The organism is Variovorax atrisoli (genome assembly GCF_014195185.1).
Lineage (GTDB): Bacteria > Pseudomonadota > Gammaproteobacteria > Burkholderiales > Burkholderiaceae_C > Variovorax > Variovorax atrisoli.
Window position 1 is genome coordinate 96,008 of the sequence record NZ_JACIBG010000002.1, and the last position, 17,440, is coordinate 113,447.

19 protein-coding genes are annotated in these 17,440 nt (G+C 70.6%); 13 read left to right on the forward strand and 6 right to left on the reverse strand.

Annotation, left to right across the window (positions count from 1 at the left end; translation table 11 throughout):
* Nucleotides 1–45 precede the first annotated feature (45 nt).
* From FHY06_RS07370 to FHY06_RS07390, 5 genes are all read left to right on the forward strand, one after another.
* Nucleotides 46–963, forward strand: coding sequence for a LysR family transcriptional regulator (locus FHY06_RS07370; RefSeq protein WP_019654167.1), 918 nt, complete (start codon nt 46–48; stop codon nt 961–963).
* A 143-nt stretch (nt 964–1,106) separates the two neighbouring features.
* Entirely contained in the window at nt 1,107–1,796 is a 690-nt protein-coding gene (locus tag FHY06_RS07375; protein WP_184604243.1) for a DUF4286 family protein, read from the forward strand.
* 36 nt (nt 1,797–1,832) lie between these two features.
* Nucleotides 1,833–3,176: an MFS transporter gene (locus tag FHY06_RS07380; RefSeq protein WP_126182816.1), complete on the forward strand. Its 1,344-nt coding sequence runs from the start codon at nt 1,833–1,835 to the stop codon at nt 3,174–3,176.
* Nucleotides 3,177–3,179: 3 nt separating this feature from the next.
* Nucleotides 3,180–3,917 carry a DUF2848 domain-containing protein gene (locus tag FHY06_RS07385; protein ID WP_019654170.1) on the forward strand — a complete coding sequence of 246 codons (738 nt, stop codon included), beginning with the start codon at nt 3,180–3,182 and terminating at the stop codon, nt 3,915–3,917.
* Complete coding sequence (locus FHY06_RS07390) at nt 3,917–5,275, forward strand: amidase (protein WP_184604246.1); 1,359 nt, start codon at nt 3,917–3,919, stop codon at nt 5,273–5,275. Before FHY06_RS07385 ends, FHY06_RS07390 begins: the two co-directional genes overlap by 1 nt.
* An 80-nt stretch (nt 5,276–5,355) precedes the next feature.
* On the opposite strand, the gene FHY06_RS07395 is transcribed toward FHY06_RS07390, so the two are convergent.
* From FHY06_RS07395 to FHY06_RS07405, 3 genes are read right to left on the reverse strand one after another with little or no spacing between them, the layout of a single operon-like run.
* The gene (locus FHY06_RS07395; RefSeq protein ID WP_145760469.1) at nt 5,356–6,132 is read right to left on the reverse strand and encodes an alpha/beta hydrolase family protein; all 777 of its coding nucleotides are present in this window, start codon (nt 6,130–6,132) and stop codon (nt 5,356–5,358) included.
* On the reverse strand, nt 6,116–7,282 hold the full coding sequence (locus tag FHY06_RS07400) for a DUF3182 family protein (protein WP_184604248.1): 1,167 nt from the start codon (nt 7,280–7,282) through the stop codon (nt 6,116–6,118). Before FHY06_RS07400 ends, FHY06_RS07395 begins: the two co-directional genes overlap by 17 nt.
* Nucleotides 7,283–7,306: 24 nt before the next feature.
* The gene (locus FHY06_RS07405; RefSeq protein ID WP_222431633.1) at nt 7,307–7,603 is read right to left on the reverse strand and encodes a hypothetical protein; all 297 of its coding nucleotides are present in this window, start codon (nt 7,601–7,603) and stop codon (nt 7,307–7,309) included.
* Nucleotides 7,604–7,824: 221 nt separating this feature from the next.
* On the opposite strand from FHY06_RS07405, the gene FHY06_RS07410 reads away from it, so the two are divergent.
* From FHY06_RS07410 to FHY06_RS07425, 4 genes are all read left to right on the forward strand, one after another.
* A complete protein-coding gene (locus tag FHY06_RS07410) occupies nt 7,825–8,337 on the forward strand; it encodes a GNAT family N-acetyltransferase (protein WP_145760471.1) in 513 nt (170 codons plus the stop codon).
* Nucleotides 8,338–8,375: 38 nt separating this feature from the next.
* Nucleotides 8,376–8,657, forward strand: a complete 282-nt coding sequence (locus FHY06_RS07415) for a DUF2277 domain-containing protein (protein ID WP_145760472.1) — start codon at nt 8,376–8,378, stop codon at nt 8,655–8,657.
* Between the two features lie 110 nt (nt 8,658–8,767).
* On the forward strand, nt 8,768–9,169 hold the full coding sequence (locus FHY06_RS07420) for a GFA family protein (RefSeq protein ID WP_019654177.1): 402 nt from the start codon (nt 8,768–8,770) through the stop codon (nt 9,167–9,169).
* 51 nt (nt 9,170–9,220) lie between these two features.
* Nucleotides 9,221–9,847 (forward strand): LysE family translocator, encoded by a 627-nt coding sequence (locus FHY06_RS07425; RefSeq protein ID WP_019654178.1) that lies wholly within the window; start codon nt 9,221–9,223, stop codon nt 9,845–9,847.
* Nucleotides 9,848–9,921: 74 nt separating this feature from the next.
* Here FHY06_RS07425 and FHY06_RS07430 read toward each other — a convergent pair whose 3' ends face one another.
* A complete protein-coding gene (locus FHY06_RS07430) occupies nt 9,922–10,128 on the reverse strand; it encodes a hypothetical protein (RefSeq protein WP_019654179.1) in 207 nt (68 codons plus the stop codon).
* Nucleotides 10,129–10,417: 289 nt separating this feature from the next.
* Here FHY06_RS07430 and pbpC point away from each other — a divergent pair, with 289 nt between their 5' ends.
* Entirely contained in the window at nt 10,418–12,688 is a 2,271-nt protein-coding gene (pbpC, locus tag FHY06_RS07435) for a penicillin-binding protein 1C (RefSeq protein WP_145760473.1), read from the forward strand.
* 1 nt (nt 12,689) lies between these two features.
* Here the strand turns inward: pbpC and FHY06_RS07440 are convergent, their stop codons facing one another.
* Nucleotides 12,690–13,583 (reverse strand): LysR family transcriptional regulator, encoded by an 894-nt coding sequence (locus FHY06_RS07440; protein ID WP_184604250.1) that lies wholly within the window; start codon nt 13,581–13,583, stop codon nt 12,690–12,692.
* A gap of 352 nt (nt 13,584–13,935) precedes the next feature.
* Here FHY06_RS07440 and FHY06_RS07445 point away from each other — a divergent pair, with 352 nt between their 5' ends.
* On the forward strand, nt 13,936–14,613 hold the full coding sequence (locus tag FHY06_RS07445) for a FadR/GntR family transcriptional regulator (RefSeq protein WP_184604253.1): 678 nt from the start codon (nt 13,936–13,938) through the stop codon (nt 14,611–14,613).
* Nucleotides 14,613–15,932, forward strand: coding sequence for a CynX/NimT family MFS transporter (locus tag FHY06_RS07450; RefSeq protein WP_184604256.1), 1,320 nt, complete (start codon nt 14,613–14,615; stop codon nt 15,930–15,932). The genes FHY06_RS07445 and FHY06_RS07450 overlap by 1 nt, the downstream gene beginning before the upstream one ends.
* A 16-nt stretch (nt 15,933–15,948) precedes the next feature.
* Here the strand turns inward: FHY06_RS07450 and FHY06_RS07455 are convergent, their stop codons facing one another.
* The gene (locus FHY06_RS07455; protein WP_019654184.1) at nt 15,949–16,740 is read right to left on the reverse strand and encodes a hypothetical protein; all 792 of its coding nucleotides are present in this window, start codon (nt 16,738–16,740) and stop codon (nt 15,949–15,951) included.
* Between the two features lie 55 nt (nt 16,741–16,795).
* Here FHY06_RS07455 and FHY06_RS07460 point away from each other — a divergent pair, with 55 nt between their 5' ends.
* Nucleotides 16,796–17,440: an ABC transporter ATP-binding protein gene (locus FHY06_RS07460; RefSeq protein ID WP_184604258.1), complete on the forward strand. Its 645-nt coding sequence runs from the start codon at nt 16,796–16,798 to the stop codon at nt 17,438–17,440.

The following is a 17,440-nucleotide window of genomic DNA, read 5'->3' on the forward strand; positions in this document are numbered from 1 at the left end:
TCTCGTGCAGGCGCGATGCGGGCAGAATGGTCCGCAGGTGCCCTCATGAACACAAGATTTGTAGAAGCCTTCCTCTGGGCCGCGCGGCTGGGCAGCTTCCGCGCCGCGAGCGACCGGCTCCACATCACGCAGGCGGCGGTGTCCAACCGCGTCGCCTCCCTCGAAGAAGACATCGGCGCGCGCCTGTTCGAGCGCGACGCGCGCGAGCTGCGGCTCACGCCCGTCGGCGTGCGGCTGATGGACTACGGCGAGCGGCTGCTGGAGCTGCGCCGCGAGATCGTCTCGCTCGGCCGCCCGCGCGGCGACATCCTCGGGCTGGTGCGCATCGGCGCCATCGAGACCGTGGTCCACACCTGGCTGCTGGGCTTTCTCACCAACCTGCGCTCCACCTATCCGGGCATCGAGGTGCAGCTGACCTCCGAGACCACGCTGGCGCTGCACCGCGGACTGCGCGAGGGCGCGCTCGACATCGCGCTGCAGACCGACCACATCGCCGGTGCGGGCATCGTGAGCACGCCCTGCCTGCCGATGCCCATGGGCTGGGTCGGGCCGCCCGGCGCCGAGGGCACGCAGACCGTCGAGCAGCTGCTGCGCCAGCCCGTGCTCACGATGAGCCCCGGCTCGCAGCCGCACGAGGCGCTGAAGAACCTGTTCCGCGCGGCGGGCATTCCGCTGGGCAAGGTGCACTGCGTGAGCTCGATCTCGGCGCTCGCGCGGCTGGTGAAGGCCGGCTTCGGCAACGCGCTGGTGCCGCTGCCGCCCTGCTACGAATACGTGGCCACCGGCGACGTGAAGATCATCGAGTGCGATGCGCTCATCTCGCCCCAGCGCATCGTGGTGAGCCACCTCGAAGCCGCCGACTCCGACGCCATCCGGCTCGTGGCCGAACTGGCCTGCCGCGCCTCCGACCAGTTCACGACCTCGGCCGTCGCACCAACATGGAGCGCATCCACAGAGGGTTAACCCTCGGAATGGCGCATCCGGCCCCGAAAAGGGGCCAGTAATTCTTGTGGCTGTCGCCCAGAAAAACTCGTTTGTGACAGTCCGCCCCTGCGACGGAAGATCGCGCCTTCATTTTTTCGAAGGCCCGACTCTCTTCCGCCGCCATGAACACCACTGACTCCTCTTCTTCCGCTGCAGCGACGGCAAACGGCATGCTGTTCGTCGCATCCGACGTGGAGCCGGCCGACGAAGCCGACTTCAACCGCTGGTACGACCAGGAGCACGTGGAAGAGCGCGTGCGCATTCCCGGCTTCCTCTCGGGTGCGCGCTACTTCTCGCTCGAGGGCGGGCGCAAGTACCTGGGCCTCTACCGCACCGAATCGCTCGCGGTGTTCGGCTCTCCCGGCTACCGCGCGGCGTTCGAGAAGCAGACGCCATGGTCGCTCGCCAACCTCGACCGCATGCGCCAGCCGGTGCGCCGGGTGTGCGCCGTGCGCGCCGTGACCGGCTTCGGCAGCGGCAGCGGCAGCCACGTGGTCGTGCTGCCGCTGGCCGCAGCCGCCGATGCCGAGGCGCTGGTGCACGGCGCCGAACGCATCGGCCAACAGCTCAAGAAGGAGCAGGCAGGCTTCGTGCAGTCGTACCTGCTCATGCCCGACGCCGCGCTCAGCACGCCGCTGCCGCGCGAATCCACCGAAGGCCGCGTGCTGCAGCCGATGCTTGTGATCGAGACCAGCAGCGCCGACGCGGCACGCGCCGCGCGCGCCGCGGCCGCCTCCGCCCTCGACGCCGATCCCGCCACCGGCTGGCTGCTCTCGCTCGGCTGGAAGCTGGGCGCGGGCGAGCTGGCCTGACCGACTTCCATGTCTTCACCGAACGAAGGTATTTCCATGACCGAACATGTTCTCCCCACCGCAGGCACGGCAAGCGCTGCGGCCAGGACGGGCGCCCAGCCCGCCCCCGAGTCCGCCAGGATGGGCCGGCTGGCCATGGCCAGCTCCATCGGCACCACGCTGGAGTGGTACGACTTCACCGTCTACAACATCATGGCCGCGCTGGTCTTCAACGCGGTGTTCTTCCCCTCTTTCGACCCGCTCACGGGCACCATCCTCGCGTTCTCGACCTACGCGGTCGGCTACATCTCGCGTCCGCTGGGCGGCGTGGTGTTCGGCCACCTCGGCGACCGGCTGGGCCGGCGCTTCGTGCTGGTGGCCACGCTGGTCATCATGGGCGTATCGACCGGCCTGATGGGCCTGCTGCCGACCTATGCGAGCTGGGGCATCTGGGCGCCCGTCGCGCTGGTGGCGCTGCGCTTCGTGCAGGGCGTGGCCCTCGGCGGCGAATGGGCCGGCGCGGTGCTGCTGTCGATGGAACACGGCAAGCCCGACGAGCGCGGCCGCAACGCCTCGTTCACGCAGGTGGGCCCCTCGTGCGGCACGCTGATCGGCACCGGCTTCATCGCCGCGGTGTCGGCATGGCTGAGCCCGGCAGACTTCCAGAGCTGGGGCTGGCGCATTCCCTTCATCTCCAGCGTCGCGCTGGTCCTGTTCGGCCTGTGGCTGCGCCGCGGCGTGGACGAGACGCCCGTCTTCCGCGAGATGGAAGAGAAGAAGGCCACCGCCAAGACGCCCATCAAGGAAGTGCTCACCCAGCACTGGCGCCGCCTGCTGGTGGCCGGCGGCTCGCGCATCGGCTCCGACGTGCTGTATGCGCTGGTGGTGGTGTTCACGCTGACCTACGTGACGACGGTGCTGCACCTGTCGCGGCCGCTGGCGCTCACCGCCACGATGATCGGCGCGGCCTGCAACGCGATCGCGGTGCCGTGGTTCGGCAGCCTGTCCGACCGCATCGGCCGCAGGCCGGTGTACATCGCCGGCGCGCTGCTGGGCATGGTGTGGGCCTTCGTGTTCTTCGTGCTGATGGACAGCGCGCACCCGGTCGCGATCTGCGCGGCCGTGGTGGTGGGCCTGCTGATCCACGCGATGATGTACGGCCCGCAGGCCGCCTTCGTCACCGAGCAGTTCCCCAGCCGCGTGCGCTACGCCGGCGCCTCGCTGGCCTACACGCTGGCGGGCATCGTGGGCGGCGGCTTCGCGCCGCTGATCATCGCGAGCCTGTTCAAGTCCTGGGGCAGCACGGTGGCCGTGTCGTTCTACGTGGTGGCCGCGCTGGGCGTGACGCTGATCGCCCTGGTAGTGGCGCGCGAGACCGCCAAGCGCCCGCTGGAGAGCTGATCGATGGCGAGCACGAACAACATGAATTCGCTGTTGCGCTTCGCCTGCGAGAGCATCGCCGACGACGGCACGCGCTGCGCGGCCATCCACCTCGTCGCGCCCCGCGCGCTGGTGGTGGCCGGCTGGACCGGCCGCGACATCGCCGCCATCGAGCACCACATCGAGGAGCTGGCCGCGCTCGGCGTGCCGCGCCCTTCGAGCGTGCCGCTGTACTACCGCGTGGCGGCCCAGCTGCTGACGCAATCGCCCGCCATCGAGGCGCTGGGCGACCAGAGCTCCGGCGAGGCCGAGCCGGTGCTGTTCTTCTCGCAGGGCGAGTGGTGGCTGAGCGTGGCCTCGGACCACACCGACCGCCACGTCGAGAGCTACTCGGTGGCGGTGTCCAAGCAGATGTGCGCCAAGCCCGTGGCCGAGGCCGCCTGGCGCTGGCGCGACGTGCAGGCGCACCAGGACACGCTGGAGCTGCGCTCGCGCATCCTGGAGGACGGCCGCTGGATCGACTACCAGCGCGGCACGCTCGCCTCGATCCGGCCGCTGGCCGGCCTGCGCGACGGCATGCCGGGCGCAGGCTCCGCGCCCGAAGGCCTCTTCATGACCTGCGGCACGCTGGGCGCGCTGCCCAACGCCAGGGGCGAAGGCATCCGGCCCGCCGCGCAGATGGAAATCGAACTGCACGACCCGAAGCTTCGGCGCCGCATCGTGCATCGCTATGCGGTGGAAGCACTGCCGGTGGTGGCGTGATGACGACGAAGAACGGCTTCACCATTTCGGCCCTGCGCGAACGCATCGCGCGTGGAGAACTGTCGCACGAGGCGCTGGTCGAGCAGGTGCTCGACGCCGCGGCGCAGCCCGCCGCGGCACATGTCTTCACGCGACTCTACGCCGACGGCGCCCGCGCCGCCGCACGCCATGCCGATGCGGCGCGCAAGGCCGGCATCGAACTCGGTCCGCTCACCGGCCTGCCCGTCTCGGTCAAGGATCTCTACGACGTGGCCGGCGAGACCACCATGGCCGGCTCCGCGGTCTGCGCGGGCGAGCCGCCGGCCGCGCACGACGCGACTGCCGTGGCGCGGCTGCGCGCGCAGGGCGCGGCCATCGTCGGCAAGACCAACATGACGGAGTTCGCGTTCTCGGGCGTGGGCATCAATCCGCACCACGGCACGCCGCGCAATCCGGCCGACGCGCAGACGGCACGCATTCCGGGCGGCTCGTCGTCCGGCGCTGCTGTGTCGGTGGCGCTGGGCCTCGCGGTGGCGGGGCTGGGCTCGGACACGGGCGGCTCGATCCGCATTCCCGCCGCGCTGTGCGGGCTGGTCGGCTTCAAGAGCACGCAGTCGCGCGTGCCGCGCACGGGCGCCTTCGAACTCGCGCGCTCGCTCGACACGGTGTGCGCCATGGCGCGCAGCGTGGAAGACTGCCTCACCGCCGATGCCGCCATCGCCGACGCGCCGCTCGCGGTGCGCCGCCGTCCGCTGCAGGGCATGCGCCTGGCCGTGCCTCGCACGCTGATGTTCGACGACATCGAACCCGCCGTGGCACGCGCCTTCGACGGTGCGCTGCAGACGCTGTCTGCCGCGGGCGCGCAGATCGTGGACATCACCCTGGCCGAGCTCGCCGAGATCGCCACCGTCAATGCCCCCGGCGGCTTCTCGCCGGTGGAGGCGGCGGCCGTGCACCGCGAACGCTTCGCGGCCAGGCGCGACGGCTTCGACTCGCGCGTGGCCGCCCGCATCGCACTCGGCACCGAGGTGCGCGCGGCCGACTACATCGCCATGCAGGACCGCCGGCGCGACTGGATCGGCCGCGTCGGGCGCGCCGTCGAAGGCTTCGATGCCCTCCTGTGCCCGACCGTGCCGATCGTCGCTCCGCCGATCGCGGCGCTGGCGGAAGACGCCGCCTTCTTCAAGGCCAACGGCCTGCTGCTGCGCAACACCTTCGCGATCAACCTGCTCGACGGCTGCGCCTTCAGCCTGCCGTGCCACGCGCAGGGCGACCTGCCGGTGGGGCTGATGCTGGCGTCGGTGCGCGGCGACGATGCGCGGCTGGCCGCGGTGGCGCTGGCCGCCGAAGCAGCGCTGCAGCAACGCACGACGGGCTGACGGCCGGTCCGCTCAAGCCGCGCGCAGCATTCGCATGGGGTGTCCTGCCGCGTCCGTTCCCCGCCCGGCGACGCCGCCTCTCAGGCGGTCGCGCTGGTCACCGGCTTGGTCATGGTGGCCGTCGCCTGGGCGCCCAGGGTCATCTCCGTGAGCCACGACACCAGCAGCGAACCGTAGGCCTGGCGCCACTCCTGCTTCGAGAGCGCGTGGTCCGCACCGGAGAGCACGCGGTAGGTCACCGACTTCACGCGCTTGAAGGCGCCGAGGTAGTTCTCCACCACCGGGTGCGGCACGATCTGGTCGTGCTCCGATTCCACGATGAGCACGTCGCCCGAGAAGGCCGCGCAGGCCGCGAGCGCGCGGTTGTCCTTGGGGCCGACCAACGAGCGGCGGTAGGCGACCAGGTCGGAGCGGCTGAGCGCGCCCTTGGGTGTGTCCCACTCGCCGTCGCGGTAGAGCGCGGGCGCTCGCAGCGCCAGCCAGCGCACCGGCCGCATCGCGCTGACCAGCGCCGCCAGGTAGCCGCCGTAGCTGCTGCCGACGATGGCGATCGCCGCCGGATCGACCGTCGGGTGGCTGACCAGCGCGTCGTAGGCCGCGAGCACGTCGCGCAGGTTGTCCTCGCGGGTCACCTCCATGCGCTGCGCTGCATGGCGCGCATGGCCGCGCAGGTCGAAGGTCAGGCACACGCAGCCCAGGGCGGCGAGTTCGTTCGCGCGCTTGGCGTACTGCTCCTGGCTGCCGTCCCAGCCGTGCACCAGCAGCACGCCGGGCACGGTGGTCGAGGCGGCGAACAAGGTGCCTTCGATGTGCTGGCCGTCGACCGGTATGTCGATGGTGCTACGGCGCGTCGGCATGGTGCTCTCCGGGCAGGGTCGTGTACTTGACGAGCGGCCCGACGCGGCTGTCCGTCCCCTGGTAGGCCACGATGGCGCCGGCGGGCACCGGCGCGGAAGCGCCATAGACCTCGAAGCACGAGGCGCGCACCTCGTGCCGCCCGGGGTCGGCGCGGAACACCTCGAGCCCCGCGATCTCCGCACCGGTGGCGCCGCCCACGCGCCACGACTGCTCCAGGACGCCCGAGCGCCACTGGCCGCTGCGGTCGGCGCCCTGCGCGACGTCGTAGTTCACGCGCGAGGCGAAGAAGCCGGGGTAGCAGTCGATCACCGCGCAGTGATAGCGCCGCGCCTGCTCGACCGCCCGGCGAAGCGAGGGCGAGACGATGCCGGCGATCAGCGCGTCGAAGTCGCCGCGCCGCATCACGAGGTCGGAGCCGCCATAGACCTCCTCGCCGGCGTTGTCGCTGGTGGTGCGCTGCACGCCGTAGTAGCTCACGACCATGCCCGCCACCAGCACCTGGCCGACGCTCCAGGTGATGGGATCCTGCAGGTTCGCCTCGAGCACGAGGCCGTGCCGCCCGATGTCGGCCTGGTCCATCGCGCCGATGCAGTTGTCGAGCGCCTGCGCGCTGTCGACGACGATCTGCCCTCTCCCGCCGGTCGCGGTCACCCGCTTCAGGCGCACGGCACCCGCACCGAGCATCGCGCGCCCCGCCCTCATCGCCTCGTCGGCGCCGAAGCAGGAGAAGCCCGGCAGCGTGGCGTCGCCGACCTCGCCGGCGAAGCGGGTCGACCAGCCTTGCGGCCGGGCCGCATCGCCCCCGCCGATCAGCGGATGGCTGATGACCTTGGTGGCGACGAAGGCATACGGCACCACGCCGCCGAAGAGGTCGTCCACGCCGAGGATGCCCAGGGCGCGCACGCGGGCCGGGTCGGAAAGCGTGTCGCTGGGCACGAAGTAGTGCCGTGAGCCGGGCGGCGCGGCGGCGGCGTACTCGCCCTCGAAGGCGCAGCCGATCAGCGCCGCCAGCCGCTGCCCGTAGTGCGCGCGGGTGGCGTGCTCATGCTCGCTACAGTAGCCGCGCGAATCCACGTCGAGGGTGACGACGCCGCAGGGGCCGGCGGCCGCATCGGCCGGCCGGGGCTCGGCCAGGGAAAGCGCTTCCACGGCGATGGCTCGTTCCGCCGGGCCTCAGCCCTTGCCGGCCTGCTTCTCTTCGGCGTCCTTCTTCTGCTCGGAGGAAGGCAGCTTCACCTTGGTCACGGTGACGGATACCGGGTCGCTGGCGGGAAAGGATTCCTCCACGCCGCTGTCCAGCGCCTCCTCGCTCGAAGGCTGCGGCACCGGCTTGGCGGATTCGGCCCGCCCCTGCTCGGGATTGCCGGAGGTGGGAAAGGGAAACTTCCCCGGCGACTCCGGAGTTTCCGCCGTCGGGGGCTTCCTGTCTTCTCTGTCTTGGGGCTGCCCTTGCTGCTGTTTCGTGGTCATGATGGTGTGAACCTCCAGGCTGTTCACCCCGCATGTTGGGCGGGCGCGCGCCGCGCTCGGTGGGAAGGCGCTGCCCTTGCGTGTGGGACCTGTCCGGCGAGGCGGGGCCGTGCATCGGCTATCGTGCAACGCCCTGCCATTCGCGCAGCCATCGCCGGCCGGCCCCGACGGCCCCGCAGGCCCGTTGCAGCGCATGGCGCAACAGCCAAGGAGTCCGAGGAATGAACTGCACCGTCGAGCCGACGGCCGAGCCCCACTTCGAAAGCCTGCACCGGGCGCTGGACGTCGTCGCGCGTGAGAAGAAATACCTCGCGCTGACGCAGGCGCCGCCGCTGGCGAAGTCGATCGAGTTCTATCGCGGCGTGATCTCGAGCGATTTCCCGCATTTCGTGGCGCTCGACGGCGACCGCGTGGTCGGCTGGTGCGACGTGTCGCCGGTGTTCGGGCATTCGCGCCAGCACGTCGGCGTCCTGGGCATCGCGCTGGTGCCCGAGGCACGCGGGCTCGGGCTGGGCACGCGGCTGCTGCAGGCGGCCATCGGCAAGTCGTGGGAGCGCGGGCTGACGCGCATCGAGCTTTCGGTGCGCGCCGACAACGCCCCAGCCAGGATGCTCTACGAGCGCCTGGGCTTCGAGCATGAAGGCCTCCTGCGCCACGCGATGCGCATCGACGGCGCCTACCTCGACTGCCACGCGATGGCGCTGCTTCGACAGCCCGAACAGGCCCTAGACTGAACTGAACGGCGTCGACCGTCGCCGAATGGAGTGCTCCCATGTGCCGCAGCATCAAGACCCTCTACAACTTCGAGCCGCCCGCCACCGAGCAGGAGATCCGCGCCGCCGCGCTGCAGTTCGTGCGCAAGCTCAGCGGCTTCAACGTGCCCTCCAGGGCCAACGAGGAGACGTTCAACCGGGCCGTCGACGAGGTGGCCGCCACCGCGGCGCGGCTGATCGATTCGCTGGTCACCACGGCCGAGCCGCGCGACCGTGAGGTGGAAGCCGAGCGCGCCCGCGCCCGCTCGGCGCTGCGCTTCGGCAGCGGCCCTTCCGCCTGAGCGCGTCCGGCGCCGCGCGCACGGCGGGCCAAGCACATGCCCACAGCGCAGCGCCGTTGCGCGGCCTTTGATATGGTGCTTTCCAGCACCATCATGCGAAGCCCGAGCACATGAAAAAGACCTACACAGGAGGCTGCCACTGCGGCGCCGTGAGATTCGAGGCCGACATCGACCTCAGCCTGGGCACGCTGCGCTGCAATTGCTCCATCTGCACCCAGACCCGCTTCTGGCCCGCCATCGTCGCGACCGACGCCTTCCGGCTGATCGAAGGAGAGTCGGAACTCAGCGAGCAGATGCTCGACACCCGCAACAGCCACTACATCGTCTGCAGGCACTGCGGCGTGCGCGCCTTCGGCGTGGGCCATTCGCCCCAGACCGGCGAGAGCGCCTACGGCGTGAACGTGACCTGCCTGGACGACGTGGACCTCGACGACCTTGCGAGCTCGCCGATCAGCTACGTGGACGGCCACCGCGGCACCTGGCACGTCGCACGCACGGCCATCGGCATCTGACGACGACAAGATCCATTCCCACGACAACCACACTCCGGAGAAAAAAAGCCCATGCCCATCGAACTCTGGCTCGCCTTCGTCGCGGCCTCCGCCCTGATGCTCGTCATTCCCGGGCCGACCATCCTCACGGTGATCAGCTATTCGATGTCTCACGGCCGCCGCGCCAAGCTGCCGCTGGTGGCGGCCGTGGCGCTCGGCGACTCCACCGCGCTGGTGGTGTCGCTGCTGGGGCTGGGCGCGCTGCTCGCGGCTTCCGCCTTCTGGTTCACCGTGGTGAAGTGGGCCGGCGGGCTGTACCTGCTGTACCTCGGCGTCAGGCTGCTGCGCGCAGGCATCTCGTCCACCGAGATCGCCACGCCTGCGGCGCCCGCGTCGCGGCTGCGCCTGTTCGCCAACACCTACCTGGTGACCGCGCTGAACCCCAAGGGCATCGTGTTCTTCGTGGCCTTCCTGCCGCAGTTCATCAGCCCGGCCGCCGACGTGACGCGCCAGCTGTGGGTGCTGGCCGTCACCTTCGTGGTGCTGGCCGCGACCAACGCCACGCTCTACGCGGTGTTCGCGGGATCGGCGCGCAGGCTGCTGTCTTCGCCGCGCGCGCAGCGGCGCTTCAACCTGGCAGGCGGTTCGCTGCTGAGCGCCGCAGGCATCTGGGCGTTGATGGCGCGCCGGCCAGGCTGAGCGATCGCCTGCTCCAACAAAAGAAAGGCCGCGAAGCGTAGAGCTTCGCGGCCTTTTGTTCGTCACGCCACGGATCAGTTGCGGTACGGATTGTTGGGGTTGCGGTCGTAGCGGTTCGGAACGCCATCGCCGTCGCGGTCACGGTCGTAGCGGTTGGGCACGCCGTCGCGGTCGCGGTCGCCGTAGTGCGGACGCGGCGGCGGCGGACGGTCGTAGGGTGCGACCACGCAGCCTGCGAGGATGGCCGATGCGGCCAGCAGGATCGCCAATGTCTTCGTCATGCGAGTTCTCCTTGGAATGTTTGTGGAACCGGGCTTCGCCTCCTGCGAGCCGGTAGTGCATTGAAGACCACGCCGGTACGCGCCGGGTTTCCGCTTTGAAGCCCTCGCGTGAAGTTCGTTACCGGATGTGGAGCCCGATCTGCAATCTGCCTCGCGGCCCGGGCGCTGAAAGGCGGCGCGCAGCCCGTCGCACGGTAGGCGCGGTTCCCGTGGCCCGCACCGAGAGAGAATGGCGGCGCCCATGCCTTTGCGCCAAGTCCTGCCTTTGGATACCGGTTCCTTTCCTCCGATGAAGCCAGCCCCCTTCGCTCTTTCCCGCAAGTCCCTCGCAGCCCTGCTGATCGCCGCGGCATGGGCCCACACGGCCGGGGCGGTGGTGAGCTTCGAGGAGGTGAAGCGCGATTTCCGCTCGTCAGATACCGCCGTGCTCGACTGCAACGGAGAACTGCTGCAGCGCGTGCGCACCGACCCCACCGTGCGACGCGGCCAGTGGACCGCGCTGGCCGACGTGTCGCCCGCGCTGCGCACGGCCATGGTGCTCAGCGAGGACAAGCGCTTCTACGAACACAGCGGCATCGACTGGCGCGCGGTCTCGGCCGCTGCCTGGGGCAACCTCTGGAACACGCGCACCCGCGGCGCCTCGACCATCACGATGCAGCTGTCGGGCCTGCTCGACGACGACCTGCGCCGCAGTTCGGGCGGACGCAGCTTCACCCAGAAGATCGGGCAGACGGTGGCGGCCGCGCAGCTGGAGCGCAACTGGCGCAAGGACCAGATCCTGGAGGCGTACCTCAACACCGTGCCGTTCCGCGGCGAGATCGTGGGCATCGACGCGCTCTCGCGCACGCTCTTCGGCAAGGCGCCCAGCGGCCTCGATGCACGCGAGGCCAGCGTGGCGGCGGCGCTGGTGCGCGCCCCCAACGCCAAGCCCGCCGCGGTGGCACAGCGCGCCTGCGAGGTGCTGCGCACCATGGAGCCGCAGCAGAAGACCGACTGCGAGGCGCTCGACATGTTCACCAGCGCCGCGGTTCAGCGGCGCGCCTTCGAGCCCAACGAAGGGATCGCGCCGCATGCCGCGCGGCGGGTGCTGCGCGAGATTCGCGACGCGAACGCGGCGGCCGCGCCCGCTGCCGCCAGCGCAGCGCCCGCATCGAAGGGCAAGGAGAAGGAGACCGGCGTGCGCACCACCCTGCGCGCGCCGCTGCAGCGCTTCGCGCTCGACACGCTGCAGCGCCACCTGCGCGAGCTGCGCGACCGGCACGTGGAAGACGGCGCCCTCGTCGTGCTCGACAACGCGACCGGCGAGGTGCTCGCCTGGGTCGGCTCCTCCGGTCCGCTGAGCCAGGCCGCAGAGGTCGACGGCGTCACCGCGCTGCGCCAGCCCGGCTCCACGCTCAAGCCGCTGCTCTACGCCCAGGCGATCGCCGAGAAGCGCATCACGGCGGCCTCGCTGATCGAGGACTCTTCGGCGCAGATCAGCACCGCCAGCGGCCTGTACATCCCGCAGAACTACGACCGCCGCTTCAAGGGCCCTGTGTCGGCGCGCACCGCGCTGGCCGCATCGCTCAACGTGCCCGCCGTGCGCACGCTGGTGATGGTGTCGCCCGAGGCCTTCGCGCGCGAGCTGCGCGCTGCCGGCCTGCCGCTGCGCGAGAGCGGCGACTACTACGGCTACAGCCTCGCGCTCGGCAGCGCCGAGGTGTCGCTCCTGTCGCTCACCAATGCCTACCGCATGCTGGCCAACGGCGGGCGCTACGCGACGACGACGCTGACGCCGAAGCCTGCGGAGAAACCCAAGGCCGCTTCCGCCGCGCCCGCGCCGCTGATCGATCCGCGTGCGGCCTTCATCGTGGGCGACATCCTCTCCGACCCCAATGCGCGCACGCGCACCTTCGGCCTCGACAGCATTCTTTCCACCCGCTTCTGGACGGCCGTGAAGACCGGCACCAGCAAGGACATGCGCGACAACTGGGCCGTGGGCTGGTCGCAGCGCTACACCGTGGGCGTGTGGGTGGGCAACGCCAGCGGCGAGTCGATGTGGGACGTGAGCGGCACCAGCGGCGCCGCGCCGGTGTGGGCCGAGGTGATGCGCTTCCTGCACGCGCGCGAGCCCAGCCGCGCGCCAACGCCGCCGGCAGGGCTGGTCGAGATGCAGGTGAGCTTCGGGCCTGGCGGCGACGGCAATGCGCTGGAGGCATCGCGCAGCGAGTGGTTCCTGCAGGGCACGGAGCAGCCGCTCTTCGCGCTCGACACCGGCATGGCGACCGATGCTTCCGGCTCCGCGCGCATCACTGCGCCGGCCGACGGCACCATCATCGCGCTGGACCCCGACATCCCGCCGCAGCGCCAGCGCGTGCGCTTCGATTCGGAAGGCCGCGGCGTTCAGTGGCGCGTCGACGGCAAGCCGCTGGCGCGCGGCAACACCGTGCAGTGGTTCCCATGGCCGGGCCGCCACGTGATCGAGCTGGTGGACGCAGGCGGCAAGGTGGCCGACCAGCGCAGGATCGAGGTGCGCGGCGCGGGCGTGGTGGCGAAGAACAACGGCGGCGCGCGGCGCTGATTCAGGCGTCGCGGAACACGTCGAGGAAGTAGTCGACGAAGGTCCGGATCTTCGGCGTGTTGCGGCGCGCGGGCAGGTAGCTCAGATAGATGTCGTGCGGCTTCAGCGCGAGCGAGGGCAGCACCTGCACCAGGGCGGCGCCGTCGACCTGCGGGCGCGCGAGCGACTGCGGCAGCAGCGCGATGCCGCGGCCCGAGAGCGCGAGGCGCAGGACCATTTCTGGGTCGTCCGACTGGAACACGCTTTCCACCCGCACGCGGTGCGTCTTCTCGGCGGTCGCGAGGCCGATCTCGCGCTTGCGGCCGTCGGCGTCGGTGGTCAGGAACCGGTGGGCCGCGAGGTCGTGCAGGTCCGCGACCGGGGCATGGCGCGCGAGATACGACGGCGCGGCGCACAGCATCAGCGGCTCCAGCGCCAGGGAGCGCAGCACCAGCGCGTCGCCGTCGTCGCGTCCGCAGCGGATGGCCACGTCGGCCGTGTAGCGTTGAAGGTCGGCACGGTTCGTCCCGGTCTCGATCGCGACCTCCAGGCGCGGGTAGGCGGTCATGAAGGCGGGCAGGTGCTTCATCAGCAGTTCGCGGCCGTAGTAGTGCGGCACGGCCACGCGAAGCCGCCCGGAGACCGCGCCGCCGTCGGACGACAGGTTCAGCATGACGTCGTCGAGGATCGTCAGCGCGTGCTGGGCCGCCGCCAGGAACTCCCGCCCTTCCTCGGTCAGCGCGAAGCGGGTGGCGCCGCGATGCAGCAGCAGGTGCCCCACGGTGGCCTCCAGCCGCTGGAGCTGGCGCGACGCCGAAGCCTTGGGCACCTTGAGCACTTCGGCTGCGGGGGTCAGCCCCCCGAGCTGCGCGGCCTTGGCGAACAGCCGCACGTCCGACAAAGAGAAGTCCTTCATGACGCTTCCATCGCTCGAGGCGGTCCCATTGCTTGTTGCGCTCCCTCAAATCCGTGCCAGCGGCCGGAAGAAGGCCGATTGCGTGGCGGAGGCAACCTGCGGATTCACAAGCTACCTTTAGTTTCATTTTCTGACAGTCAGGTCTGGCGGAGCAACACTTTCGACATCAGTCGCTGAAGGTCGGGAAAAATTCACTTATTGAGGACAAATCCGCGAAAACGGCTTGCGCGATGCTTCGAAGGTGCTTCGGTTTCTGGAAATGGGGCGTTCCGGGTCAATCGCCGCGTGGGGAGTCCGGTCTCTGTTTGGGGGCAAAATTCATCCAATCATTGAACGACCAGGCCCACTCCCGATGCTTGTCCAAGCTCCCCGTACTTCGCTCGCAGACACCGCCGCCGACAGCATCCGCGCCGAGATCTCCGCCGGCCGCTGGCCCGTCGGCTCCCGCATTCCGATCGAACCGCAGCTCGCCCAGTTGCTGGGGGTGAGCCGCGGCACGGTGCGCGAGGCGGTCAAGACGCTGGTGTCGCGCGGCCTGCTCGAAGTGCGCCAGGGCTCGGGCACCTATGTGCGCTCGGGTTTCGATCCGTCGTCCAGCCTGCAGAAGATGCGGCTCGCCAGCCTGCGCGACCAGTTCGAGGTGCGCCGCGCGCTCGAGGTGGAAGCCGCCCGGCTCGCCGCGGTTCGCCATACGGCGCGCGACCTGCGCCGCCTGCACACTCTGCTGGACAAGCGAGGCAGCTTCGACCCTGCCGACAACGGCGTGGCCTTCATCGAGCGCGACCTCGCGTTCCACCTCGCCATCGTCGACATCTCGGGCAACCTCGCGCTGGCCGAGACCTGCCGCTTCATCACCGGCTACATCAAGGAGACCATCGCGAGCTCGCTGGGCACCGCCCTGCCCGAGCCCGACGAGGCGGCGCACCGCGCCGTCATCGAAGGCATCGCCAGCCGCGACCCCGACGTGGCCGCCGCCGCGGTGCGCACCTTCATGTCGCCGATGATCAACGCGCTGGCGCTGGGCTCGTGATGAACTCGGCCACCCTCGCAAGCCGCAACGCCGCCGCCGCTCCCGCTTCGCCGCGTCACTCCAGCGACGAACTGCTGATCGACGCGGAGGCCGACAGCCTGCCCGCGCCGCGCCCCACGCCGGCGCCGACGCTCGCGCGCCGCATCCTGCTGGGCGCCAGCGTGGTGCTGATCGCCTTCAACCTGCGCCCGGTGTTCGCCAGCCTCTCGGTGGTGCTGCCCGAAATCATCAAGGCCACCGGCCTCTCGGCCACCGCCGCCAGCCTGCTGACCACGCTGCCGATCGTCTGCCTCGGCGTCTTCGCGCCGCTCGCGCCCGGCCTGGGCCGGCGCTTCGGCACCGAGCGCACGCTGCTCGGCTGCATGGTGCTGATCCTGGTCGGCACGGTGCTGCGCGGCACCGGCAACATCCCGCTGCTGTTCCTGGCCTCGGCCATCGCGGGCAGCGGCATCGCGGTGTCGAACGTGCTGCTGTCGGGCCTGGTCAAGCGCGACTTCGCCTCGCAGGCGGCGCTGATGATGGGCTTCTACACCATGGCCGTCTGCGGTGGCGCGGCCAGCGCGGCCGGCCTCACGGTGCCGATCGAGCACGCGCTGGGCGGCGGCTGGACCACGGCGCTCGCGATGTGGGCGCTCCCGGCTGCGCTGGTCACGCTGATCTGGGCGCCGCAGGCGCTGCCGGTGAAGCCGGTGGCGAGCGAATCGGGCTTCACCGTGCGCGGGCTCTGGAGCGACCGGCTCGCCTGGCAGGTCACCTTCTTCATGGGCCTGCAGTCCGCCCTCGCCTACATCGTGATGGGCTGGCTCGCGCCGATCCTGCGCGAACGCGGGCTGGGCAGCGAGACGGCCGGCTACGTGGTGTCGCTGTCGGTCATGACTCAGGTGGTGACCTGCCTCGTGATACCGGCGCTGGCGGTGAAGCTGCGCAACCAGCGCGGCCTCGCGGTCGTGCTGGCGCTGCTGACGGTCGGCGCGATGCTGGCGATGCTGTTCGCGCCGCTGGGCGGCGTGTTCGGCGTGTGGGCCTGGGCGGTGCTGCTGGGCATCGCACAGGGCGGCACCTTCGCTCTGGCGCTCACGATGATCGTGCTGCGCTCGCCCGACTCGCACGTGGCCGCGCATCTCTCGGGCATGGCGCAGGGCGTGGGCTACATGGTGGCGGCCTTCGGGCCGCTGGTGGCCGGGCTGCTGCACGGATGGACGGGGAGCTTCCGCGCCTCGTCGTGGCTCTTCATCGGCCTGGGCATCGCGCTCGTGATCGCGGGGCTGGGGGCAGGCCGCACGATGCACGTGGGCACGACGACCGTGCCGCGCCACTGAGGCGCGGGCCCGCTGCCTACTGCGGCCCGCCGCAGAAGCCGGCGCGCTCGGTGGTCTTCGCGGTGAACAGCACGCGCGTGGTGGTCGCCGCGCTGCGCGGCTCGTTCTGCGGCCACTCGGTCTGCACCCAGGTGTATTGCCAGTCGTAGGGCGCGCCGGGCTTGAATGTCTCGCCATAGGCGATGCGCAGGCTGCCGAAACTCTCGTCGTGGCAGTGCTTCGAGGTCTTGTATTCCTTCTCGCTGAAGCAGGCGCGGATCATCTTGGAGCACGAGAAGGGAATGCCCTCCTGCACCGCCTTGCCGCCTTCGAGCGGCACGAAATCGGCGGTGTCGAACGACGCACCGCCGCCCGAGTAGCCTTCCGACACCGTCTGCAGCACGGCCACGGCCCATCGGCCCTCGGCCACCGGGTAGAGCGCCGGCGCGAGCGAGAGGCGCGCCTCGGAACGGCTGGCGTCGCTGTCTTTCTTCAGGGCCTGCGCGTAGTCGGAGAAATCATGGAGACGAGCGAGCTGCCAGCCCTTCGCGTCGCCTGCATCCCGCCTGATGCGCGCCATGGCGAGCGGCTCGGCGGACAGCACCACGTAGTCGCCGGCCGCGGCGCCGCGCGGGCGGTAGAGGCCCAGCTGCTGCGCGTTGCAGGGCTGCGGCAGCAGTGCGCACAGCCGCGTGCGCCACTGCGCATCGATCGAATCGGGCTTCTTCACCGCATCGAACACCTGCGCCGACGGCGCGGAAAGATCGGGAGCGGCAGACACCGCAGCGGCGAACGGCAGCAGGGCGAGCAGGAGCGGCAGCTTTCTCATGGAGCCGGATGGTAGCCAGCGACGGCGCTTCTGGTTGATAAAGTCGCACGCGACCATGAATCCTTCTTCTCCCGCCCTCCTCCGGATCGACGCCCTGCGTTTCGCCTACCCCGACCAACCCGCGCTGGTGTCCGGCTGGAACGCGTCCGTCGGCCCGGGCGTCACGCTGCTGTACGGCGACACCGGCACGGGCAAGTCGGCGCTGCTGCAGGTGATCGCCGGCACGCTGGCCGCCTCCTCGGGCCGGCTGACGGTGGCGGGCGCGAGCCTCGACACCGCGCCCGAGGCCTATCGCCGCCAGGTGTTCTTCGTCGACCCGACGACCGACCGCTTCGACCAGCTCACGGCCCGCGAATGCACGGCCTCCCTCGCCGAGGGCGACGCCGGCTTCGACCACGCGAAGTGGCAGGCCATCGCCGACGGCTTCTCGCTGGCGCCGCACCTCGACAAGAAGATGTTCATGCTCTCGACCGGTTCGAAGCGCAAGGTGTGGATGGCCGCCGGGCTTGCCTCGGGCCGACCGCTCGTCCTGCTCGACGAACCGACCGCCGGGCTCGACATGCCCTCCACGCGCTGCCTGTGGGCCACGCTCTCGGAATTGGCGGCGCAGTCGAAGCAGGCGGTGATCGTGGCGAGCGCGGCGCGCATCGACACCGTGCCGCTCGCGGCCACCATCGAACTGCCGCTGCGCGAAGACTGA